This window comes from Lysinibacillus sp. FSL M8-0355, from assembly GCF_038008985.1.
Classification (GTDB): Bacteria; Bacillota; Bacilli; order Bacillales_A; family Planococcaceae; genus Lysinibacillus; species Lysinibacillus fusiformis_D.
This window is the reverse complement of sequence record NZ_JBBPAI010000001.1, coordinates 2,196,585-2,219,244: the sequence shown is the minus strand read 5'-3', so window position 1 is coordinate 2,219,244 and position 22,660 is coordinate 2,196,585. Positions and strand designations below refer to the sequence as shown.

The following is a 22,660-nucleotide window of genomic DNA, read 5'->3' as shown; positions in this document are numbered from 1 at the left end:
AGCCTCACCCTATGCTTGTGGTGAGGCTTGTTTCATATAAATAATTTCTGGGTCTCCCTCATCCAAGTTGTCGATAACACCACTTTTGACAAAGCCTAAATTGTGAAAAAGTTGTTGCATCCGCTTATTGGACTGATTTGTAGAGGAGAAAACTTTTGACGTTTTAGCCATTTGCATATAAGCCTTCATTAAGGCAGACGCGACGCCTTTTCTACGCTCTGACGGCTTAACAATGACTAAGGAAATAAAGCTATAGCCAAAAAAGTCATTGGTGAATAGCAGAAACCCCGCAATATTATCGGTGGATTGGTATAGCAGACAGCGTTTCTCTTCGATTGCTTGCTGAATTTCTTCCGTTCTGGATGCATCTCCAATCACTTCTTGATCGATTGTGCAAAGTACTTGTAAATGCTCCATTCTTGCCTCTTTTATATGGCTCAATTTTGAGTCTCCTTCATATAATAGCTCATTACTTTTAGCTCCTCTCGAATCCCCTTTGCCTGTCTGCCTTCATCCACAAAACCACACCTCTTATAAAGTTTCTGAGCTGCTATATTTGGCACATTTACACCTAGTACTAGCTCATTGATATGTGGAAAATGCTTGCGAACAAAATCAGGTAATAATTGGAGTGCCCTCTTAGCATAGCCTTTGCCCTGCTCATAATAATCCGTAGAAAAGGAGCGAATTAACAACGCCTGTTCATTGGAGGAATAAGGCTTCACTCCTTCTTTTTCATGTAAGACAAAAAAAGTGACTAGCTTGTTACTGACCAGCGCTAAAATGGCATGTCGACTATTATCCTGCTTCGCAAGTTCAATGCTATCTTTTGGGGAATTTGTATAACGCAGCTGTTCTTCTGTTAGGGTGTATTGTTCTACTAAAGTTTGTGCTTTGTCCTCATGGAACATGAGCAGCATGGTCATTCGAATTCCTCCTCGTAAATAGCAGTGAATTCATAACCTCCCTCTACAAGTTGCTGTAAATAATCTTCAAAGGAAGCGGCAATTACCTCAAAACTATCAGGATCATGCACATAACGGACCACTTGCCCAACTTGTCCGCCTTCCTTTGGTGAAAAATCAATATACAGGCTAGAGGTTCCACCATTATTCATGCAATCAGCAAAGCATAAACGTTCATTTATCGGCACATGCATATTAATCTTGTCATTCACTTCGACATAATCTAAAAAATCTTGATAACGTTCATAAATCGTTTCACGCTTGTCATGATAGTCTGCCACGATTTGCTCCACTGACTTTAAATAATACGGATAATCCCCTAAATCAGAGCCTAGCACAAGGGCACAGATTGTTTCTTGACCATGCCGACAATAATAAGTACCATTGACATCCCGTAATAGCTCCAGCAATGATTGCGGGCAAAGCGGAAATATCTCTAGCAATGATTCAATATGGGCGTCAGTTGCACCATTTGCCTGTTGCAATTGTTGTTGTTCTTCTTCAGGTAAGTGCTGTAATAAATTTTTAAAATAAGTGGTACGCATGGTAATCCCTCTCTCTCGTAATCTATGACATATTTTAGCATAAACATTTACCATTCTCTAAACGCTACCTGCTATTATGTAAGTATTCATGAAGAAGGCATTGTGCCGATGAGTGCAAAAACGCAGTAGACGGGAAGTTACCAACACGAGGTTCTTCCACAAACTCGAACATTATTAGCAATATTTCCTCTGGTGAAAAGGTTTACTCTCCCATCATTTAGAAACCCATCATAGCGCTCCCTATTGTCCAAGGATACATCCGCTACACAGCTATATCTTCTGAATGCCATACACAATGATCGGTTCCTGTGAAGGCTCCTCTCTTTTACATACGGCTAGTAAACTTGAAAAAATACGATATAAACGTGTTTTTCACCATACTCCTCATCACCTCAAGCCTCTCATTTATTATTCCATTAATTTCAAAAATTCTCAACATTTCACCATACAAAATGAAATGTCCACATTTCTAAACAACATCAAAGGGAATTTGCTAAAATGTGACAAGATATGAATAACACGCTGAATTATCGGAAAATTCGATCTCTAACAGCAACTTTTTGCATAGTATAAAAGGTTTAAAGTTTCTCATTTTTTCTCTTAATACTTTCTAAATTACAGCAAGCTAAAAACCCCACCATTTTCCGCCGATAGGGTTTTAAGTCTCATATTCAATTCAATAAAGGGAGGAATTATTAGTATATTTTATCTATTATAGATAAATTTTTTCTTTAAAATCAAATAGGATGAAGGTTCTTATCTATGACTAAATTACGAATTTGAGAAATGATACACAATATGACATTTTTTTTAATATAAGTGATATACAATGAGAAAGTTGAATCGAGGTCATAAAAAATGTATTTCAAGAATATGGATAAAAAAATTAGGAGGAAAATATCTTGGTAAACTTATTACTTAAACAATTCTTGAAGGCGGAAATTGAGATCAAACGTAGAATTATGTATAAAAAAGCAAAGGATCTTGGTTTCACCCACCCTACCGTAGTAGATTACAGTCAAGAATTGGATGTCCTACTTAATAGATATTTAAAACAAGCACAAGCTTCCTAATCATAACGAGGCATATATATAGAAGAAAGAATAGATAGTGATAAAGCCAGACCAACTTTCTTTGGCTGGTTTTATCCAGGATGATACATGCATTCCCTCTAGCCAGCGTTTTTATGTATAGAGTAAGAAAAACTAGGCGATGTTTTTGATAAGAAAACATTTGGAGGTTGAACGATGCACGTATTTTTCTTAACTTTTATGGTTGTTTCCAAAATAATATTGCCACCTCAACATTCAGTAGACCATACAACACCCACACTTTGCACACCAACTGAAATAAACACACTATATCAATATCCAAACAACCAATTTCAATCGTTTCGTGATGAGGACGAATTTTATCAGCAGCTTAATCGTGCAATTTATGAGGAATATACCAATGCTTCATTGAATATTCGTCAAAAGATAGCTTTTAAAGATGTAGCAAATGCGACACAGAGCTTTTATTTACAAACAGATGGTAAACAGGAAACAATAGACCTCTCTCAACATACTTTTATTCATCCCAATCGACAAGTTTATTTTTTAGCATCCTTTCAGCACAATACCGATGAGACCTATCGCAAATTTCTTGTCATCGACGCTGAAACCCAGGAAATTTTACTGGGACATTCGCATTTTCAAGAAAGTACCAAGCACCTTTAATTCATTGTATGCACATCATGTAGATTCTAGTAGTCATTTCAAAAAATAGAAATAAATAATTTTAATAATTGAAAAGCTTGCTTCGAATGTTCTTCATTCAAAGCAAGCTTTCTTTTCTATAGCTGACTATTAAGATAAACTTTTTTGTTGGATGGCTGTCTTTATTTCATCTCGTAACTGCTGTAGTGTTTTGTCAGTGGAATCTTGCTGACCATGTCTACGTACAGCTACACTTTGATTGGCAACCTCTCGATCACCAATAACAATAATATACGGTATTTTTTGCAATTGGGCTTCGCGTATCTTTTTACCGAGCTTTTCTTGACGATCATCTAATTGCACACGAATTTGTTCCTGTTGTAAAGCTTCTACTACTTGCTTAGCATAAGCTTGATGCACGTCTGCTACACCAATCACTAGTACTTGCTGTGGTGCAAGCCAAGTCGGAAATGCCCCGCTGAAATGTTCAATTAAAATACCTAAGAAGCGGTCAATCGAGCCAAACACTGCCCGATGAATAACAACAGGTCTTACTTTTTCATTATTTTCATTAATATACGTTAAATCAAATTTCTCCGGTAGCTGGAAATCGAGCTGAACCGTTGCACACTGATGACTGCGCTGGATGGCATCCTTAATATGGATGTCAATCTTCGGTCCATAGAATGCCCCATCGCCCTCATTAATCGTATAGGCAATACCTAAATTCTTGAGGACATTTTCCAGTGCCCCCTCCGCTTGAACCCACAAAGCCAAATCACCCATATAATCATCTGGTCGTGTCGATAATTCAATCGTATACTCGAAGCCAAAGACGTTGTACACTTCATCAATAATGTTTAATGCCAAGGCAATTTCATCTTCAATTTGCTGTGGTGTTACGAAAATATGGGCATCATCCTGACAAAATGAACGTACACGTAATAGACCATTCAAGGCTCCACTAAATTCATGTCGGTGCACTTGCCCAAATTCCGCCATACGAATGGGTAAATCTCTATAAGAGTGTAAGGAATTTTTAAAAATCAGCATATGACCAGGGCAGTTCATAGGCTTTAAGGCAAAGCTCTGATCATCGACCTGTGTAAAATACATATTATCCTTATAGTGGTCCCAATGTCCCGACTGCTCCCATAGACGTTGGTTCATCATCAGTGGAGTCCGTACTTCTCTATAGTCATACTTCGCTTGTAGATTGCGCAAATACGATTCCAGCTCATTGCGTAAAATTTGACCGTTTGCTAAATAAAAAGGCATGCCAGGTGCTTCCTCTGAAAACATAAATAACGATAGTTCTTTGCCTAGCTTGCGATGATTCCGTTTTTCCGCTTCCTCCAAAAATACAAAATGATTGTGCAATTCTTCTTTTGTGGCAAAAGCTACTCCATAAATACGCTGGAGCATTTGATTGTTGCTATCGCCACGCCAATACGCACCTGACACTTGCATTAATTTAAAGTGCTGCAACTTACCTGTGGATGGAATATGAGGGCCGCGACATAAATCGTAAAACTCTCCTTGCTCATAAATCGTTACTGTCTCATTCGCAGGTATTGCCTCCAACAGTTCTAGCTTTAACGCATCATGCACAAATAATTGTTTGGCTTCTTGTCGTGACACTTCGCGCCTGTGAATCGGGACATTTTCCTGCACAATTTGTTTCATCTTTTTCTCAATTCGCTGCAAATCACTCGGTGTTAGCGTATCTGCAATCTCTATATCATAATAAAAACCATTTTCAATCACTGGTCCTACCCCAAATTGGGCATGGGGGTAAAGTCGTTTAATCGCCTGAGCTAATAGATGAGCTGTTGAATGGCGAATAACCTCGATTCCTTCCTTCGAGCTTGCATCGTACAATGAAATTTGAGCATCTGCTGTAATCGGGTGCGTCAAATCAACGATGGTTCCATTAACACTTCCTGCTACTGCCTTTTTGCGAAGCTCAGGACGAATAGCTTGCGCAATATCGGTTAGTGTCACGCCTTTTGTAAAAGTTTGCTGTTGACCATCTGGAAATTGAATGTGAATATCTTGATTTGACATGTTCTCTACTCCTTTTTTGTTATAAAATCATTTACGCCTCAGGGTATTGTGTCCTGATTTTTTTCAAGCAAGCTCGAAAAGCTACTCTTCAAAATCTAGGACATCCGCCAGAGGCTTTTTATCTTGATTCCGTTCCCCTTCGGAAAGGGCCTTCTATATCTGCCGCTATGCTTTCGATACAAAAAATATTTGCTGAATCAAAATAAAAAAACACATAACCGCCCCTAAGAAGGGACGAGTATGTGTTGATTACCCGTGGTTCCACCCAAATTCCCACTAGTTTATGTGCTAGTGGCTCATTGACTTTGCTATAACGTAGCAAAAGACGGTGCAAGTTTCCAAGCACAGCTCCAAGGTAGTAAGATGGGATCACAACATTAGGAAGCTTGCAGCCAGTGCTTCCCTCTCTGAAAATGGTTAATCGAATCTCTTGTCCTTATCATTGCTTATTTCATTTTTGTATGAAATTGTTAATTACTATAACGAATCGTGGATTTTTTGTCAAACATGAAAATAAAAAAAATTTAGCGATTGTCTGACAATGGGGAGTTTGGTCGTTGGACGCAGTAGGTGCAATGCGGATCTTCACATGCCTCCTCAAGCCACTCATTACAGCTTGCACAAAAATAACTATCGAACGTGTCATCATAAATAATCTGAGTTTGACATGTGGTGCATTTTTTGAATAGATCCACCAATCTCCAATCCATTTATGATGACTACATCCTCGCGTTGTTCAATTCGCATATTTTTGTTATCTCCTAATGATTTTTCACTTCTAAAGTCTCGCTCTCAGATTGCCATTGCACATGAATCATTGGCTTTGCCTCTCGTTTAAACATTTTCTCACTTTCTTTCTTTGTGAAGGAATAATAGCCATCTTTATTTAACTGAACATCGCTTAAACTTTGGGATTCTTTTGTCCCCTCAATCGTGATTTCTAAAGGTCCTAGATCATCATGATTCCCTAGATAAAATAAGCGTAAGCCCTCATCACCATTACTGTGATAGATTGCTTTCCAATGCTCACTTTTGGCAATATAGTGCACCTCTTGCTCAGGGCTTTGACAGGCCGCTACTAGAATGACTACGATGACCAATGGAAAAAGCCATTTTTTCATTGAACATTCCTCCTAACCATGTATGGTGACAGCCCATCCTGTAGGTTTTTCCTCAAAAACATCTTCGTATTGTGTAAAAACAAAATCAAATCCTTGGATATCTTCTGGCAAGGGTGGCGTCACTATAAATGTACTGCTTTCATGCCCATTCGAGCCTCTTGTACCTCTAATTTGGCATTCATAGGACTCATCAATGAATAGACCAAGATGTTTTCGCTCTAATTTTTGTTGAATCGTTTGCTCTGGTTCTTGCTGCTCATCCCAATCAACTAATAACTACACAATACTGGCATTTTCATATTGACGAATAGAAGAAAGCGTATACAATCGCCCTCCCTTTTCTACCGTTTGTAACACAGGGATATGGTGACGGAAGCCTGTTGGTTCTACTTTTGGATTATAGTATTTTTCTCTTCTCATTAAGTGAAAGAACATAGCTAAAAAAGTGTGATCGAAACCATATTGCTGTGCCCATTCCGAAATGATTTCATCTGAGGGAAAACCTGGGGTATGACTGCATACCTCTTTACGTTGCTGTAAAAGTGCACATATTTGCTCATCGATTGCGACTAGCTTTAAGTCACAGCTATTGCTTGAACATTTGGACATCCATATCCTCCTTCACCCTACAAGTCCTTCCTCTTTCTATACGATATTCCCACCATTTGGTTCCATAAACGGCCTAAATTTACTTTTAAGCACCAAAAAAGCTATCCAATAAATTGGATAGCTAATGGACCACCACATCATTGTGCCAGCTGGTTGAGTCTGCTAATTGATAGGTAACCATATTGGCAGTGACAGCTAGTACAACACCTGCTCTGGACATATGAGAAGGATTCGGCTTTTCCAGTACAAGGACAACATAGCCCTCTCCTCGACCTTGTTCATCAATAGCATTCGTCGCATTGATTTCAAAGGTAGAATAATACTGCTCGTTCGTTGCATAGAGAAGTTTTTCCTCACGATAAACACCATGCTCTTTTAAGTTATAGCTGACAGGCATCCACCCTTCAGACCACTCAATACTACCTATGATATCTCGTTTCCTTGTGACAAGACGACCAATGGAATACGTAAAATATATTTTCATAATTGCTTGATTGTCTTCATTTCTCCCTTCACAGGTGGCTGTCACGTCAAGCATAATATCATTTTTTGAAAACTTTTTCCTAAACACTAAAACCACAGTGATAACACAGATAAATAGTACTATACCACAAATGATAAATGCCATTAGGTCCCTCCTAGTATCACAATTGCTGTTACTATAAGATTACCATGATTTAGGAGGGATAGGTGCTTTTCATCAAACAATCTTAGGAATTGACACAGGCATAAAGGATAAGACAAAATTTGCTCTGCAATTGGTTATTTGTATGCTTGTAGCTCGGCAGTTAGCGTAAAAGGTATTTTTAAATATTCATATTGAATCGTTATTTTCCTGATATCAGGAGCTTGGACTTGAACCGCATAATGCTGAGGCTCCTTGCCAATGGCTTGTGGATCTATGTATTGCCGAGGTAAAATCGTACGCTGTGATAACTTATGAAAGGATAGATGCTCATTTCCCTCTAGCTTAGTTTCCGCCTCGAATGGTTCTGACTTACTAATGACAAGCTCTGTACTCTCAGGAAGCTGGTCATTGACAAGTAGCTGTGTTAGCTTGATATCACGCAAGCCCTTATTCTCAAGTGCAATGATTTTGACTGCCTCATTCCCCTGCTTACTTGTATAGCTTTCGATGGCGAGTGGTGGATTACTTTTGAGATAAATCATAAAAACAGCTCCGACCACAAGCACACTCAGTACTAAAATAAATAGTATTTTTTTCATGCTTTCCCTCTCTTTCCTCATCCACAGTATAACAAAAAACAACCTGACTTATTGGAAGTCAAGTTGTTTTTGTAAACGTATTTCATCTCGTATCGGAATGCCGTCATCGCCGAGTAATGGGATAGAAGGCTTATAGACCCTCGCTTTTTCAACTGCATTACGCAGTATTTCTATTAAACAATACCCTCGTTTTTGATAGAACTTTAAGGCATGCAAATTATCATTTGTGGTAATTAAAGAAATGCTTGCACAGTTTTGTTCCACCGCTGTCTGTTCGACGGCTTTCACAAGAGCTGTCCCAATGCCTTTGCCCTCGACTGTACTATCTAATGAAATGATTTCACAGTCCCTTTCTCGTATAATGTAGGTGATCAAACCAATCATTGCTTGTTGCTCATTTACAAAAACAAAGCCGTCTAATTCACTACAATTATAGATACCACTGGAAATGACCATCTCGGTCGAACCCCAATGCTCCTGAAAAAATTGGTTTACCTCTTGTTTTGGCACTTGATGAATAGCCATAATTGTCATATAAAACTCCCCCTTTTACATCGAAATATGAAAAACACCTGCAATGGCCTTTTGTATGCTTAGGAACACAGCCCATGACAGCACACCGAGACCAATCGCGAGTACAATATGCATCGAGGATTTCATCGCCATATAAATAACAAAAAGCATACACATCGTTGCTGGTAAACCAACGATGACACCCACTGTAAAGCGCTGAATATGCTCACTTGGCTCACTTTGCACCGTTAGCCAAATAATACTTAAAATACTGACCAATGGTAATGCGGCAATAATTCCGCCATAGGTAGGAAACCTTCGTGCCACCTCTGTCACAATACCAATGATGGCTGCTGAGCTCAGGATTTTAAAAAATGTATACATTATTTTGCCACCTCACTTAGACGTCGAAATGCCTGGAGGATGGCTTGCTGTTCTTGTTCAGTTAGCTGATGAAGGGCTTGCTGTAGCTTAGCATCATCTAACTCCGAGTTTTTCTTCAGCACCTGTAGACCTTGTGCTGTTAAATGAAGTATCACTTTACGCTGGTCGTCACGCCCTCGTTCTTTCGTCACCCAGCCATGCCGCTCTAGCTTTTTCACATGCTCTGATGCTGTATTATGAGAAATATTTAATAATCCTGCAATATCACGCACCGTGACTTCCTCTTCCTTTTGAATCATCTGTAAAATACGTACGTTTTGATGGGAAATAACATCCTCATGTGTTGTATGTAGATGATAGAATATCGTTGTAAAATAGTCATTTATCTCTTTAATCATCATGCTAACTCCTTTAATATATCGCTTTATGCGATTATATCGTATAGAGCGATATATTAAAAGATAGCTTATTAAAGTTTATATTTTCAGATATTTCTTTTGAATAGATTGAGTGAGACACGCCTTCTCAGAAATAGTCTCTCTATTTTTTGTCCCCACCTATCTTTCTGCATATTTTGCTAAATAGGATGAAGAGGTAATTGTACACACAAACATTTTCCACAGTATTATTATTCTATTCTAAATTTAATTGAGGGCATCCTATGTTATACTTTCTCTATTTTTTAGTAGGTGGCACCATTATGGTGTTAGCGTTGCTGCTAAGCCAATCTAAGTATTGATTTTTGTACAGCCTGCCAATACTCACGCTTATAATTAATATAGGCATGCAAATGAAAAATAGGAAGGAAGATACCTTTCATACCGTCTTACAAAACACCGTTTTTGGAGCGGTTGGCATGCTGTTATTTACTATGCTAGCCTTTAGCTGGTTTAAACCAGGCATCTCTGTCATGAGTGCACTCACTATCTATGCTATCTGGCAAATATATTTTGTCGATGTTTGCTTAACAGGGAAAAGGAGCTATCCATTCGATAGCTCCTTTTATGTGGAGAAGAACTGTCATTTTATCTCGTAATAGCTTTTATCACAAAAACCCCACCACAATGCGATAGCGGATAAAATCTAGGCTGACAAATATCCTGTAACGAGGCTTTTAGCTCCTCATGGACAAAATAAAATTCATCATCATCCCAGTAACCTTTGCTGTCTTGACGGCATTGTTCCAGCTGCGCTCTTGTTTCAAAGGCAACATCGCCAATTAATATTTTACCAGTTGGCGTTAGCTGCCGTAGTAATTGTGTAATATACGTAATCTTCTGCTCATCTGTAAAATGATGAAGCGCATACGTACTAACAATGGCATCGTATGATTGCTGTAATAGCGCTGGTGGCAAGCCTTTCGTTAAGTCCCACTCGATTAAGTTGGCCTGAGGCATTTTTTCCTTCGCAATGGCGATCATATTGGATGAGAAATCGAGGCCATTGATGGCGTGCCCATGTTCATAAAGCTTCGCTGTTAATACACCTGTCCCAAAGCCAATATCTAAAACCGTGGAAGCAGGAACCTCCATTACTTCATTAAAAATTTTATTTAAAATCACTTTATAGCCTGCAAATGGATATTGATTATTTTCTTCACTTAGTTGCACGGTTTGATCATACCCGTCCGCCCATAAATCAAAGCCTTGTTTATTGAGTATCATAATGCCTCCTACAATTGATAAATTCTCCAAGTAAGCGTTGTTTTCCATGCAGTCATCTGTTTCATAAAAAGTCCCCCTCTGTCAACCAATTTAGACCATTATACCAATTTTCTACCTATCAAACAATTCAGAAAATAAGTAGAGCTTTAGCATTTATCAAAATGTCAAAAGATGTTATAATAATCGTAGTTTTCTTTCAAGGAGGAATCGACATGAACGCATTCACTTGTAATGCTCATTAGTGGTTACTTGAAGGTTTTTAATACTTTTTAGGTTGACATTTCTGTTATATATTAAGTTTTCTCTTATTTTTTTGTTTGTTATAGGTTGTTTGAAACTATTTAAATCTTTCTAGTTGGTCGCCTTTTTGGTCGCTCAATTTTTAAGTGACCACTCTTACTAAGAGTGGTCTTATCTTTATTGAATATGCGTGAATTTATACTTTTTAGGTGGTGTTGCACTATGGAATTAGTTCACTATACTGAGAATATTATGGATGAGTCATTGAAATACACTAAATCCTATCATATATGGAAAGCTTTTGGTTACAAGAAAATACCTAGCTCAAATAAGTTGCAAAGGTACATACTCAGACAGAAGTTAATTAAAAAGGAGGACTTTTTAAGAAATGAAATCTTTCTTTTTACTTTTATTTTAATGGTCATAAAAACTCCTAACCTTCAAACTAGAAATAAAGTTTTCAAATATTATCTAGATATTTTGAATATGCAAGATATATCTCTAGTTAGAAACTTCGGTTTTAAATCTCATGATGAACTTTCTTGGTATCATTACTCTGCTATTCAAGATTATTTAGAAGTTAAAACTGATGATTTTGAAGAACTTGTTAAAATCTTTTCAGGAAGGTTTAAAAGAAAGGTCAGCGATTTTAGTTATGAATATTTTCATATTCATTTTGGTGCTTATGAAATGTTGGATTTAAAAGGATTAGAAGTATATTTAGATAGACTTTTCGGAGATAAAACATTTACTGATGAATGGAAGAAGATAAAATAAATTCATGAAGAAGATCAATTTTTATTGCAGCGTACTCCATAATCCCTCATATAATTTTGTATGCATTCTGGTTAAATAAGAATTATTATATAGTCTCTTACTAGGTGGTGACATTTTACAAACATAGATCACATTAGTATTTATATTTACTGCTGGATGGTCAGGATTTGATCTTAATTATTTATTGCCTACAAACCAATATTCATCAATAACTCAGGTACCTTTTAATTTCATAAAGCATTTAATAGTAAATATTGTAATTAACAATTGAAATTCTGGACACAAAAAAGATTTTGTTGAAATTACAGAATGATTCGAGATATTAAATATTTTGTTGAAGTTAAAAAAATATGCATGAGGACTTACTCACGCACTTTACATTGACGTAGAAGAGTTGTAAAAACAAAACCGCAAGGCGAACTGCCCTGCGGTTTTGTTTTTACAATTAAACTCCTATTAAGTATTTGTCCAGTAGTTAAAGTAAATTTTGAAAATACCCTCACTGACGCCTCCTGTTTTTTTCCAAACATATATGCTATCTCGGTGAGTATAAGAATCATACTTATCAGTCGTACCCTTAAATGATACATTAAATGAAAGAGTTTCTGCAAATAGAGCATAAAGAGACGCAGCAGCCGCAATTATAGCAGCATCTTTCATACTCGGTTTATCATCTAAAAATGCCGCTATTAGTGTTGCAGTAATAGCTACTACTGTAGCTCCTTTTGCGAAAGAAATAACGGAGGTCTTGTTTTTATTAATATTCCATGTTCCTGAACCCCAATCTTTAGTACCGATAGTGTATTCAGGATAACCAGCAAAATTATATGTACTTATCCCTCCTGGTAATAATTTATTTTCTGAACCATCAAACGATTCATCTGAAGTTTCTTTAATTGTTGCTACTACTTCTCCGTCAATAGTAACCGTACCATTTTCTCTATCAAATATTGCTACTACATATTCTTCACCAATTTTCGCTTCAATTCGATCAACATTCTCAGAAACATTTTTTTCGACTTTATAATCTAAGTCCTCACTCAAGTACTTACTTATTTCTTCATTGGATTTGTAATCAACTACATTAGTATCAGAAGCTTTTGCTAATGCTGGCGATAATTGAGAAGCTATTAAAGAAAAGCCAAGTACATATGCTGCAGTTTTTTTCATTAAAATCCCTCCTATTTTTCCAAATTTTACTTGCAATTAGTAGCTTATCACACACATTTGTAAAATTCAAACAGAATATCTATAATTTATTAAAATAAATTTCCATATTATAGTTGCATTCTAATTTTATTAGTATATTATTTTAAATATAATCCTTAATAATAAAAGAGGGGAAATTATGAAAAAAAATTATAACCGTATCGACAAATTACAAATAACACTTGGAATATTTGGTGTAATCCTATTAATAATTTCATTTACTAACAAATCATTTGAGTGGCTCACAAATATTGTCTTTTTAATAATTGCAATAAATTTAATTATAATTGGTATTAAATCTTACAAAGATAGCAAAACTACACTATTTTCTAGTGTCATTATTTTAGCTGCATTGACAATAATAGGTTTCATTATTTTTAAAATTTAATAGAAAAAACCCCAGGCTCAAATTAATGATATGCTCCCCCTATAGTAGACAGATGAAAAAATAAAATCTGTTTATTGTAGGGGGATTTTTATGGGGCGAAGTAGACATTCACTCAATCTAAAAATACATATCCTTCAATTGTTCCAAGAAGGTCACTATACTATTAGAGAATTATGTAAAGAATTTTCATTAAACGAACAGACATTTCAAGTATGGAGAATGAAATATGAGGCGCATGGATCGGAAGGTTTGCAACTGTCTGATGAAATTAATAACCTAAGTATTCCAAAATATTAAAATTGGTAATATAATGGTATTAAGTATCAATAATAAAAGGGAGTAGGTTTCCTTATGGCTTTGAGTTTAACAATTATAATTGTCACTTTGTCTTTTTTATGCATGAATAAATACGGAGCAATTTTACTTGTAGGAGTATACGTTATTTGGTTCATCTTAGGTGATCTTGAATATTTAGGTCTCATAAAAGCCGCACTTTTAGTGTATGTAATAATGAAAATTGCAAATGTTTCGAACCTTATCCATAAAGAAAAAGCAGAAAAATTGAATTCATAAAAAAATCCCAAGACAGCAATCAAGCTATCTCGGGATTTACATTTTTAGTTACTTCGCTGTTTAATTATAATTTCCAAACCATCAAAATCTCCACTTGTCATAGTTCCATTATCAAATTTATCTAACCAAGACTTATCAATTAATTTTTTATCTACAGCTTGTTTTAAAAAATCACGTACGGCTTTCTTTGGAGCATCATTAGTAAATTTCATAATATCATCGTCCTTTTCTGTTTGTGTTGGTTTGTCAATGTCATTCAAAATATCCTTTTTGAATTGTTCCTCTGTAATCCCCATACTTGCTAAGTATGAATACGGATCTCTATGTGTTGTTCCTCCTAAATTGTCCGTAATCCAACGGTGTGATTTAATGCCATTACCTGTTCCATCTAACACAACAGGTATACCAGCCTCTTTTGCAAGATTTCTTAACAACCAAATATACGCAGCGTAATCTTTTTTAAACTGGTCTTTATTGTTTGTTCGGGCTAGCTCTACTTGAGCATAGCTGTATGAATTTCCATTACCGCAACCGTACTGCAAACGATTAACAGGCGCAACTTGTACAATCTTACCTCCATCACCTACCCAATGTGAGGTAAAAGCATTAGCTTTATTACGGTTCATAAAAGTGATTTCATTTTCTAAAGCATCAGGCCCAGTATTTTTCGGATTTCCTGATTCGTGAGCAATTACATATCTTACAGCCTTTAATAAATAATTAGGTAATCCTGTCATTAGCCGTTTTTCGATTGTATAACTCATTATTCATCATCCTTTGGTTTTTCATATTTTAAAGCTTGCACACTATCACTAACCTCACTAGTCGTCGGGTCTATTACAATACCTAACAAAATCAAAATGCTTAGAATGGTATTAAAAATAGCAGTGGCTTGTTCGCCAACCGCTTCAGGTAAACTGTATCCAAATGCTGTCGTTACTTGTTGAATGAGTAATAACAAAAATGCGAACAGTGATACTAAAAATGGTTTGTGTTTTAAGCGTACTTTCCAATTAATTTTCATGATTATTTTCCCTCCACTTTATCTAATCGTTTGTGAAATGATTTTTGCGATTCTTCTACCCGTGTAACACGTTCAGTAAGTACTTGCACTTGTTTCTCATTAGCTTTTATATCAATCCGAATATCATCTACACCTTTACTAATGTATTGAAGTAGTGCACTGACCTCTGCTGATTGTTTTTCATCATCTTTAACGCTTTTATTCTTATTAAGTTGATATCCCTGTATCGCTACAATTAGCGATAAAATTGTTAAGACAATACCTAATTCTACTGTCAATTAACATCACCAAGCCTTCCTCTTTCCAGCTCTATTACTCCCATAGAGCAAAATAAAAACACCTTCGCTAATGAAAGTGTTTAAAAGTATCTATATAAACATGAACAGAACTCTTGTCGTGTCCTGGTCATGGAATGTTATTAATTTTACCGATTCTGCATTTCTCTTTCTTTCTGAATTTGTTTTGCTTTTTCACGTTGTTCTTTTTCAACTGCTTTCAAGTACTTTTCATAATCCTCTAGCATAATTATTGCCTTATCTAGATTATCTTTATTTAAAATAGCTTTATCTAAGTCTTTCATAATAGCTTCTTCAGATTTATTTGGCTTGTCACCCTGAGCACGTGCAATTCTTGCCATATCTCGCAGAGCAGTGTTGATTGTTTCAATGTGCTCTTTTTTGACTTCTTTTGAAAATGATTGACCGTTCGCATCCTTTAAGCGATCATACATCATTGCATCACGTAATTTCCTTAAAGTTTTCATATCATCTTGCACTTTTCGATACAACTTTAAATCTTCAGGAGGCGAATACCTAATACCATTCGAAGCATAATCTCTTTCTTTTTCATCTAGTTCTTCGTAAAACTGCGTTATAGAATTTGTACCACCGTCATTGACGCTAGAAGTTAGATACCTTTCTGTATAGCTCCTTCTCAAGCCCTTTGTATCTGGCTTTTCAACAACACCCGCAGTAATAAGTAATTTGTCTAGTCCCCACAAATAACCTTGCCCCATTTGCCCAAACTGCGCTTTAAATGTTTCTTCAAGTGTCATTGGTGATTTATTTAACTTCCTTCCTAGAAACTTCATTATTTCAGATGTATTTTCGTTATATTGGTCAGGCTTTTGAAGCTTTTGTAAAGACATCGGTACAAAGTCTCTTTTGAAGTTTGCATTTTTTTCAAATACATAAGAATAATAGACGTTAGCAAGAGTGGGCATCAAAGGTGGTGTCATGGTTGATAGGGCATTTCCATAAATCTTATCCCAATTTTGTTTATCTTCATCTCTAGATGAATCTAAAAATTCACCAAATAGTTTTTCAGGAATAGTTTTAAATAACACACCCAATTCAAATGGTATTGGTATTTTCACAAATTCCCCTCCACCCATAGGTATCATCCAATTCATATCTTTTTCCCATGAATCTAATTCTTGATATTCTTCATCATCACGGTTCAATGCATATAACAGCAAAGTAGGCAATGTTACTAGTGTCAACGCACGAATCGATGTTCGTGTAGGATGTTTAGCAAATGTTCTTGCAATATTATCTGGGCCTTGCAAAGATACATTAAAGAATAATGTGATTTTATTAAATTCCCGTACCGCACTTCCAAAGCGTTTATAATCCACATCTGCTTCACGGGAAGCGAGTGCAGCTTTTTGCTTACTACCTGTTTGCTTCTTTACAACTTGATATTCAGCTAACTTTAACGCTTGATCTAATGTATCATTAAAAGTCTGTAATACTTTAAACGGGAAACTAACTGTAGATTTCACTATATACCAATTTAATGCTTTTCTTTCTTTCCAAGTTCCTTTTTTCATACTGTTAAGATAATGTATCGCTTTTTTATTTAATGCGATTTTATCTAACTCTTTGTTTAAATACTGTTTTTCCACTGAAATAAAAGTAGATTGAGCACCGCCAGATTTCCACCATTCCGAAACAGCCTTGCTCTCAGGAATTTTCGAATTTACATCTGAAAATACTGATTTCAAAACAGACCCCCAAGCTTTTGCTACACGTGCTGGGTGAGTAACATAATTGAATCCTGTCGCCTCAGTTTTGACTAAAATTTGAGCTAATGAACGCCAAAACGTCCGTACAGTAAAATACGGACTCGCAGTAATACCTGACCGAATAAGGTTATTTGATTTTTCAAATGGTTTGAAAAAAACACCCATTACTTCCGAGATAGCACGGTTGTCATATGCGATTAAAGCATTATAAAGTAAATCATCATGCACTTTATAAAGTTTTGGTTTACCTTCTTTCCAAACCAAGATTTCATTATTGGCAGCACTAGGCTTGAACATTGGTTCAAACACTTTAAACGTTTGTTCCATGTCCAAATCTTCTAGCATATCCGCTTCTAAGCCTGCATCTAAAAGCGACTTTTGAATTTGCTTAATTTGTCCCTCGTATAGTTTCATTTTGCTAGGAATTTCTTCTATGATGTCTCTAGTTACTTCGGCTGCAAACTCACTATCAGGATTAGCTAGCTCTCCCATCGCATGCCCAACAGCGTTTCGATCAGATAGACCGAAATAAAGATGCGTGTTACGGATAATGCTTTCTATAGGATTAACTATATTCCTTGCTGATCCCGTTTCTGTCATTCTTTTTATTCCTTGTTGCTGGTTTGTGTATTGTTGACTACTTCCTCCACCAGAACCACCCTTACCTTTTTCTCCCGTTTCAGTCATAACACGATAAAATGGCACATAGTACGGATAGGCTTCTTTCAACTTGCCTGGCAATTCTTTTGGAATTAGATGGCCGTCTACTAATACTTGCAATAATTCATGTTGATACTGATAAATCCTTTCGGCTTGTGCCTCGTATCTACTGCCTGACTCTAAATACTGCCTCATCAAGTCTGGACTTAATGGCGTTTTGGTTTTCCCTTTTTTCTCTATCAGGTACAATCCATGTCTCGCCACAAGATAACGCCCAAATGATTCAACATCATCGACATCCTTTAGAATACTTTCTAATGACTCTCCTGTGCGTTCACCTGTGACACTATTAAATGTTTCTCTTTTAATAAATGTTGCAGCCCTTGCTACAGTACCACGTGTCAATACAGCCATTTCATATGCATTGTTACGTCCTTCAAATTTTAGTCCTGTTTCCTTTTCTATCTGCTTTAAGGCATTGTATATTGGATGCTCTTTTTCAAATACTCTGGCGTACCACTTCGTAATGAATTGTTTAGGTGTTAATCGTTTGTTCTTCCCGTCCCCAATGGAAGATACAACGCCTTTCAATTCTTGTTCAGCATCACGATTCATCCAGTCCATCATCTTAGCTTGTAAGCTTTCTAATGGTTTTGACCATTTACTTTTTTCAAGTCCTTCAGCAACTTTTTGATGAAGTTGGTCACTCAATTCCTGATAATCTACATTCGCTTCCGTTTCAGCATATAAGTATTGACGGAAATATTCCGCAACACCTTCTTTAGCCTTTTGCAAAGGCGTCATAGATTCAGGAAGTTCTAAATTGGCTTCAGCAAAATTAATCCACTCTTGCTTTAATTCAGGATCGCTTGACCATCCATGACGAATATCAAATCGGTGTCCCAATTCATGGGCTATAACTTCGAAATCTCCATAATCTTTTGTACGGATAATAGAAAATTTATTTTTATAAATACCCTTTGCTTTTTGACGGAACTGCCCAACATCTAAACGTACTTGGAATTTATCTTTAATGTATTTAAGAATATCAACTCGTGTAGTTTCACCTTGTGTTACTTGATCTTCTTTTCTTTTCCCTTGCCTTGCGTTAACGAATGTTTCTGTATTTGAACTTTGTGCGCTTCGTCCACTCGATTTATTATTTCTTTCACTACTTCTGGTCTCATCACCAAATAAATCGGTTTGTACATCGTCCGTATCAGCACTCACCTTCTTTACGGCAGCTTCAAATAATTCTTCTTTAGTAGGTGCATTCTTTTCAAATAAACTAATTTGATTAGGATTTCCCGAATTTCTCAACACATCTGCATATGCTTCTAACAAACTCTTATATGCCTTTGTGCTTTTTCTTGCTTTCCCTTCTAGTACAACTCCTTTATCAAAAAGTTGTAACAACTCTTTCGACACATTCGATAAACCATCATCAAATAAAGAAGCTTGATTTAAAAAGGTTTCGACTGTTACACCTTCTTTTCGTAACTCAGAAAATTTTTCTACAGCAGCTACAAAATCGGGCGATACATCTTCATTGAAATAAGTACCAGCGTCTATATTTTCTTTTACATTAGCAATAGTTGGAGCTGCTTGTAACATGGCATTCGTTAATGTTTTAACATTGTTATCGTTCGATTCAATCATTAATAACAACGCATCGTTATTACCATAGGCTTTAGCTAGAATGGCGTTTTGTACTCGTCTCAAACCATCCTGACTAAGATTACCTTCAGCAGTCATTAATGACCCTCGTTCATTTTGTGGCACTACAGATTGAATGAATTGCGATATGAAAGCTCTATTACTCCCTACATTCAAATCACCATTTTCTGAAGGACTGAACAAGTACATAACCTTATTAGTTAGTTTTTTTGCATCTGAGACAGCTTGTTCAGTTGCGCTCATAGCCGCAACATTAGAGACATTTGCTTCTTCAACAAACGTTTGGCGATTTACCTCATTTGTACGCACACGCACCAGAACGGGTTGTTCCATTTGTTCAATTGAAGCTTTGTCTAAACCATATTTTTCTGCATGGCTTTCTAGATAAGACTTGTAATCATTTGCCGTATCATAGTTCTCTTGATACATCTTTTGCATCGCTATTGCACGACCATTACCACTTTCAACCGTGTAGTCCTCGGATACAATCGGTGCACCATCTGAAGCCTTAGCCGACTCTACTACTAATTCAGGATTTAACTTTTGTGCCATCGTTGTTACTTGTTGTTTTGACGCTTGGCGACTTCGGTCTCGTGGTTGTAACTCAGCAGGATAATCAGGATTTGTACGTAGAGCCGTATCATGTGAAGCTATTAATTGTTTTGCATCTATAACCTCATAACGGAATTTAATCTCTGTACCCGCTTCCGTATACGCCTTACCAGATTCACCGACCACTTTAGATTGCGATACCTCTTGCGTATTTACTTTCTCTCGTTCATTTCGATTTTCAACTAAAGGCTCAGCTTTTTCCTGATTTCCCTCAACTTCATTCGAAAGAATGTTTTCACTTTCCTTCTGCATAGTTGATTCATTGTCTTGCGGTGAATGTACTTCTTTACTGCGATAATTGAACGTTTTCTCAACTACTTTATCAAATGCTTTTAACCAATCCGCATTTTCTTGGTAATATTCATCATTACGCAATTCATTAACAGCTTCTTCTACAGTCATACCATCTGATTCAATCATCTCATTTACAGAATCAACTAGGCCTTTTTTGAAATTAGGAGGTAATTGAATGTCCCCCACCATTTCTTTATCCATAGGTTGTTGAGACTCATACTTGTCGTTATCTAATTCGTCACCATATTCAATTTCTTCAATCGGATCAGCCAACACATTCGCTTCACTTCTTCGCATGTTCACTTGTTCAACAGAGGCACGTGCAACCTTTATCGTACGACCATTCGGAGTTTCCACTTGAATGTGTTTTCCTCCATCATCTTCTACTACAGTGTAAGTAGTGTCCGCTCGTGTACCTTTTAACTTTACTTCATCTCCTGCTTCTAGGCTTTCAAACAGCTCTCTTGGTTGTTTAGAAGCACTTTCCTTTACCTGAATATTATCTTGTTCTTGCACAATATTATTAACAGGACTAGTCATCTCAGGCATGTTAATATTCAAATTTTCACTTATCCCTTGTTGCGGACTTGGCTGAATCTTCTCATTTTGCAATGGTGAATTCATTGTAGCCGCAACATCTTGTGCAAGCCCTGCCTGATTGTTTGATTGAGGTTGTTCCAAAGCTTGTTGCAACAACTGTAGAGGCGACACCACTTGTTCATTACTAATATTCGGCTGTTGTAACGAAGCTTGCCTTACACCTGGTAATTCAATTGCTTGCCCTTTTTCAGCTATTGCAAGGGGATTAAATTTATAGCTCGGTGAATTGTCATCGAATGTATATTCTAGTGTATTTCTTTGCTTTTGTTCTTTTAAATTACGTTCCATAGCTGACACACCATTTAAAGCACCAGATTGACGTTCCAGTTCCTTATCAATCATATACTCTCGTGCGCTCTGTCCCGTCGATTCCTGAACATCTTCATACTTGCTAGCCATTTCTTCTAAAGCTTCTAATTGCGCTTCTTTAAATGATTTTCCACCTTGCCTTGCTGAATCTACTAGTTCGTCAAACTCCGTTCTACGTTCTTGCGATAAGGAGTTAATAGTCCGTTGGGTAATATCATCTAACGAGCTACTATTAGGCGAATTACTTTGCGTCTCCGATGGATTACTTGCCCCTTTTACACTTTCGGAATGTAATAACGACATACCACCCGTGCCCACTCCACCAAGCAAACCACCTATTACCATAGCTTCAACTGTATTAGGGTCAGTCCACTTAAATTCATCTCCCAATGCTTCTGCTGAGATTTTATTTTGGAGTCCTTCTTGGACACCTTCAGTCATTGCTCCCCCTGCTGTAGTTGCACCTAATTGTCCAACACGCCCAAGCCCAACCTTAGAAAGCCCTTTCGTTAAAGGAGTCATAGCAAGCGTTAGTTCAAGTGCACTTGTACTACCCGTTAAAGCTAAATTCTTTTTGAATGTCTCATCTGCCGCTTCCTTTGCCGCCTTTTCATCCATCCCACGATTTTTAGCTTCTTCATAAACAGAACCCGCTTCCATTGCACTTTCTAACGTGGTCATTGCTGCTGTACCACCTGCAACCCCCGCAATTGTCCTAGCAAGTGTAGGTAATTTCGTTAAAGCTGTAGCTCCTTTAATACCTATACCAACACCACCACCAAGCAACATTGTCCCTAACTGCGGTAACTGTCTAGTTACATTTGTTGCGTAGTATTCTGGGTCAAGCAAGTTACTCCATGTAAATTCCTTGCCATTTTTATACGCTTCTCCATATCCTTCTGCTATATTTTTACCAAAGTCAGAAACCCCTTTACCAACTGTATCCATGCCCAAATAATCTAAAGCACCGCCTATTTGACCGATAAAATCGCCTGTACCAGCCCGTAAATTTGTTCCTATTTTCGCTGGAAGAGTTTCGTTTTTATTATCATGAACAAGAGCGCCTCCCAACATAGAATCGCTAGGTAATTTTTCTGTTGTATCTTTCTTCGCCGCATTCCACCCATCGACCATGCTCTCCCAAAATGTTTTCTTTTTTTCTTTTTTCTCGGTTGACTTTTGAGAGTCTGATTGTTTTTGTTGAGATGAACTTTTTTTAGTATCCTCTAACAACGCTTTTGTGTTTGCCGCTCGACCTTGTTCTCCTGCTGTTTTTTGCATTGCTTTCGCTAATTGTTTAGCCGCATGATTTTCATACGTAGCATCACCTAATCCCTTCGAAATCAATTGCGCCTTAGAACGAGTGCCATTAAACTCTTCCATCGAAGGCATAGTAGGTGTTGCCTTCAAACGTTGCTGGTCACGTTTTTTCCATTCTTCATAACTAAATGCCATCCCTATTCCTCCTTCAAAAGAAAA

Annotated in this window: 23 protein-coding genes; 6 read left to right on the top strand and 17 right to left on the bottom strand. The window is 36.9% G+C overall.

The window, feature by feature from the left end; all coding sequences use genetic code 11:
• Positions 1–9: 9 nt before the first annotated feature.
• From MKY46_RS10875 to MKY46_RS10865, 3 genes are read right to left on the bottom strand one after another with little or no spacing between them, the layout of a single operon-like run.
• Positions 10–441 (bottom strand): GNAT family N-acetyltransferase, encoded by a 432-nt coding sequence (locus MKY46_RS10875; RefSeq protein ID WP_036122463.1) that lies wholly within the window; start codon positions 439–441, stop codon positions 10–12.
• Entirely contained in the window at positions 438–926 is a 489-nt protein-coding gene (locus MKY46_RS10870; RefSeq protein ID WP_051891650.1) for a GNAT family N-acetyltransferase, read from the bottom strand. Before MKY46_RS10870 ends, MKY46_RS10875 begins: the two co-directional genes overlap by 4 nt.
• Positions 923–1,510: an SMI1/KNR4 family protein gene (locus tag MKY46_RS10865; RefSeq protein ID WP_036122466.1), complete on the bottom strand. Its 588-nt coding sequence runs from the start codon at positions 1,508–1,510 to the stop codon at positions 923–925. The genes MKY46_RS10870 and MKY46_RS10865 overlap by 4 nt, the downstream gene beginning before the upstream one ends.
• Before the next feature lie 902 nt (positions 1,511–2,412).
• Here MKY46_RS10865 and MKY46_RS10860 point away from each other — a divergent pair.
• A complete protein-coding gene (locus MKY46_RS10860) occupies positions 2,413–2,583 on the top strand; it encodes an aspartyl-phosphate phosphatase Spo0E family protein (protein WP_036122469.1) in 171 nt (56 codons plus the stop codon).
• Positions 2,584–2,757: 174 nt separating this feature from the next.
• The gene (locus MKY46_RS10855) at positions 2,758–3,228 is read left to right on the top strand and encodes a hypothetical protein (protein ID WP_036122471.1); all 471 of its coding nucleotides are present in this window, start codon (positions 2,758–2,760) and stop codon (positions 3,226–3,228) included.
• A gap of 129 nt (positions 3,229–3,357) precedes the next feature.
• Here the strand turns inward: MKY46_RS10855 and thrS are convergent, their stop codons facing one another.
• From thrS to MKY46_RS10815, 8 genes are all read right to left on the bottom strand, one after another.
• Positions 3,358–5,274: a threonine--tRNA ligase gene (gene thrS, locus MKY46_RS10850; protein WP_036122474.1), complete on the bottom strand. Its 1,917-nt coding sequence runs from the start codon at positions 5,272–5,274 to the stop codon at positions 3,358–3,360.
• Positions 5,275–6,035: 761 nt separating this feature from the next.
• A complete protein-coding gene (locus MKY46_RS10845) occupies positions 6,036–6,395 on the bottom strand; it encodes a hypothetical protein (RefSeq protein ID WP_340834147.1) in 360 nt (119 codons plus the stop codon).
• 276 nt (positions 6,396–6,671) lie between these two features.
• Complete coding sequence (locus MKY46_RS10840; RefSeq protein WP_340834145.1) at positions 6,672–7,004, bottom strand: hypothetical protein; 333 nt, start codon at positions 7,002–7,004, stop codon at positions 6,672–6,674.
• A gap of 121 nt (positions 7,005–7,125) precedes the next feature.
• Complete coding sequence (locus tag MKY46_RS10835) at positions 7,126–7,632, bottom strand: hypothetical protein (RefSeq protein ID WP_340834143.1); 507 nt, start codon at positions 7,630–7,632, stop codon at positions 7,126–7,128.
• A 134-nt stretch (positions 7,633–7,766) separates the two neighbouring features.
• The gene (locus MKY46_RS10830; RefSeq protein WP_340834141.1) at positions 7,767–8,231 is read right to left on the bottom strand and encodes a hypothetical protein; all 465 of its coding nucleotides are present in this window, start codon (positions 8,229–8,231) and stop codon (positions 7,767–7,769) included.
• A 48-nt stretch (positions 8,232–8,279) separates the two neighbouring features.
• Positions 8,280–8,765: a GNAT family N-acetyltransferase gene (locus tag MKY46_RS10825; RefSeq protein WP_058843178.1), complete on the bottom strand. Its 486-nt coding sequence runs from the start codon at positions 8,763–8,765 to the stop codon at positions 8,280–8,282.
• Positions 8,766–8,780: 15 nt separating this feature from the next.
• Complete coding sequence (locus tag MKY46_RS10820; protein ID WP_036122492.1) at positions 8,781–9,128, bottom strand: DUF3147 family protein; 348 nt, start codon at positions 9,126–9,128, stop codon at positions 8,781–8,783.
• Positions 9,128–9,526, bottom strand: coding sequence for a MarR family winged helix-turn-helix transcriptional regulator (locus MKY46_RS10815; RefSeq protein ID WP_089932212.1), 399 nt, complete (start codon positions 9,524–9,526; stop codon positions 9,128–9,130). Before MKY46_RS10815 ends, MKY46_RS10820 begins: the two co-directional genes overlap by 1 nt.
• Before the next feature lie 392 nt (positions 9,527–9,918).
• Between MKY46_RS10815 and MKY46_RS10810 the strand changes: the two genes are divergently transcribed.
• Positions 9,919–10,164: a hypothetical protein gene (locus tag MKY46_RS10810; protein ID WP_340834140.1), complete on the top strand. Its 246-nt coding sequence runs from the start codon at positions 9,919–9,921 to the stop codon at positions 10,162–10,164.
• Here MKY46_RS10810 and MKY46_RS10805 read toward each other — a convergent pair.
• On the bottom strand, positions 10,154–10,792 hold the full coding sequence (locus MKY46_RS10805) for a class I SAM-dependent methyltransferase (protein WP_340834137.1): 639 nt from the start codon (positions 10,790–10,792) through the stop codon (positions 10,154–10,156). The genes MKY46_RS10810 and MKY46_RS10805 overlap by 11 nt on opposite strands.
• Positions 10,793–11,254: 462 nt before the next feature.
• Between MKY46_RS10805 and MKY46_RS10800 the strand changes: the two genes are divergently transcribed.
• Entirely contained in the window at positions 11,255–11,809 is a 555-nt protein-coding gene (locus MKY46_RS10800; RefSeq protein WP_249645696.1) for a hypothetical protein, read from the top strand.
• A 456-nt stretch (positions 11,810–12,265) separates the two neighbouring features.
• Here the strand turns inward: MKY46_RS10800 and MKY46_RS10795 are convergent, their stop codons facing one another.
• Positions 12,266–12,979, bottom strand: a complete 714-nt coding sequence (locus tag MKY46_RS10795) for a hypothetical protein (protein WP_249645697.1) — start codon at positions 12,977–12,979, stop codon at positions 12,266–12,268.
• A 178-nt stretch (positions 12,980–13,157) separates the two neighbouring features.
• On the opposite strand from MKY46_RS10795, the gene MKY46_RS10790 reads away from it, so the two are divergent.
• Together MKY46_RS10790 and MKY46_RS10785 are read left to right on the top strand one after the other, a co-directional pair.
• The gene (locus MKY46_RS10790; RefSeq protein WP_249645698.1) at positions 13,158–13,406 is read left to right on the top strand and encodes a hypothetical protein; all 249 of its coding nucleotides are present in this window, start codon (positions 13,158–13,160) and stop codon (positions 13,404–13,406) included.
• Positions 13,407–13,496: 90 nt separating this feature from the next.
• A complete protein-coding gene (locus MKY46_RS10785) occupies positions 13,497–13,703 on the top strand; it encodes a helix-turn-helix domain-containing protein (protein WP_249645699.1) in 207 nt (68 codons plus the stop codon).
• A 320-nt stretch (positions 13,704–14,023) separates the two neighbouring features.
• On the opposite strand, the gene MKY46_RS10780 is transcribed toward MKY46_RS10785, so the two are convergent.
• From MKY46_RS10780 to MKY46_RS10765, 4 genes are all read right to left on the bottom strand, one after another.
• On the bottom strand, positions 14,024–14,743 hold the full coding sequence (locus MKY46_RS10780) for a peptidoglycan recognition protein family protein (RefSeq protein WP_249645700.1): 720 nt from the start codon (positions 14,741–14,743) through the stop codon (positions 14,024–14,026).
• Complete coding sequence (locus MKY46_RS10775; RefSeq protein ID WP_249645701.1) at positions 14,743–15,003, bottom strand: phage holin; 261 nt, start codon at positions 15,001–15,003, stop codon at positions 14,743–14,745. The genes MKY46_RS10780 and MKY46_RS10775 overlap by 1 nt, the downstream gene beginning before the upstream one ends.
• A 2-nt stretch (positions 15,004–15,005) precedes the next feature.
• Positions 15,006–15,281, bottom strand: a complete 276-nt coding sequence (locus MKY46_RS10770; protein WP_249645702.1) for a hypothetical protein — start codon at positions 15,279–15,281, stop codon at positions 15,006–15,008.
• A gap of 146 nt (positions 15,282–15,427) precedes the next feature.
• Complete coding sequence (locus MKY46_RS10765) at positions 15,428–22,636, bottom strand: LPD38 domain-containing protein (RefSeq protein WP_340808958.1); 7,209 nt, start codon at positions 22,634–22,636, stop codon at positions 15,428–15,430.
• Between the last annotated feature and the right edge of the window lie 24 nt (positions 22,637–22,660).

Coding starts and splice junctions, on each gene's coding strand:
- MKY46_RS10800 (WP_249645696.1), top strand. CDS start 11,255: ATGGAATTAGTTCACTATACTGAGAATATTATGGATGAGTCATTGAAA.
- MKY46_RS10835 (WP_340834143.1), bottom strand. CDS start 7,632: ATGGCATTTATCATTTGTGGTATAGTACTATTTATCTGTGTTATCACT.
- thrS (WP_036122474.1), bottom strand. CDS start 5,274: ATGTCAAATCAAGATATTCACATTCAATTTCCAGATGGTCAACAGCAA.
- MKY46_RS10810 (WP_340834140.1), top strand. CDS start 9,919: ATGAAAAATAGGAAGGAAGATACCTTTCATACCGTCTTACAAAACACC.
- MKY46_RS10795 (WP_249645697.1), bottom strand. CDS start 12,979: ATGAAAAAAACTGCAGCATATGTACTTGGCTTTTCTTTAATAGCTTCT.
- MKY46_RS10840 (WP_340834145.1), bottom strand. CDS start 7,004: ATGTCCAAATGTTCAAGCAATAGCTGTGACTTAAAGCTAGTCGCAATC.
- MKY46_RS10790 (WP_249645698.1), top strand. CDS start 13,158: ATGAAAAAAAATTATAACCGTATCGACAAATTACAAATAACACTTGGA.
- MKY46_RS10865 (WP_036122466.1), bottom strand. CDS start 1,510: ATGCGTACCACTTATTTTAAAAATTTATTACAGCACTTACCTGAAGAA.
- MKY46_RS10805 (WP_340834137.1), bottom strand. CDS start 10,792: ATGATACTCAATAAACAAGGCTTTGATTTATGGGCGGACGGGTATGAT.
- MKY46_RS10815 (WP_089932212.1), bottom strand. CDS start 9,526: ATGATTAAAGAGATAAATGACTATTTTACAACGATATTCTATCATCTA.
- MKY46_RS10870 (WP_051891650.1), bottom strand. CDS start 926: ATGACCATGCTGCTCATGTTCCATGAGGACAAAGCACAAACTTTAGTA.
- MKY46_RS10775 (WP_249645701.1), bottom strand. CDS start 15,003: ATGAAAATTAATTGGAAAGTACGCTTAAAACACAAACCATTTTTAGTA.
- MKY46_RS10820 (WP_036122492.1), bottom strand. CDS start 9,128: ATGTATACATTTTTTAAAATCCTGAGCTCAGCAGCCATCATTGGTATT.
- MKY46_RS10765 (WP_340808958.1), bottom strand. CDS start 22,636: ATGGCATTTAGTTATGAAGAATGGAAAAAACGTGACCAGCAACGTTTG.
- MKY46_RS10785 (WP_249645699.1), top strand. CDS start 13,497: ATGGGGCGAAGTAGACATTCACTCAATCTAAAAATACATATCCTTCAA.
- MKY46_RS10845 (WP_340834147.1), bottom strand. CDS start 6,395: ATGAAAAAATGGCTTTTTCCATTGGTCATCGTAGTCATTCTAGTAGCG.
- MKY46_RS10855 (WP_036122471.1), top strand. CDS start 2,758: ATGCACGTATTTTTCTTAACTTTTATGGTTGTTTCCAAAATAATATTG.
- MKY46_RS10830 (WP_340834141.1), bottom strand. CDS start 8,231: ATGAAAAAAATACTATTTATTTTAGTACTGAGTGTGCTTGTGGTCGGA.
- MKY46_RS10780 (WP_249645700.1), bottom strand. CDS start 14,743: ATGAGTTATACAATCGAAAAACGGCTAATGACAGGATTACCTAATTAT.
- MKY46_RS10825 (WP_058843178.1), bottom strand. CDS start 8,765: ATGACAATTATGGCTATTCATCAAGTGCCAAAACAAGAGGTAAACCAA.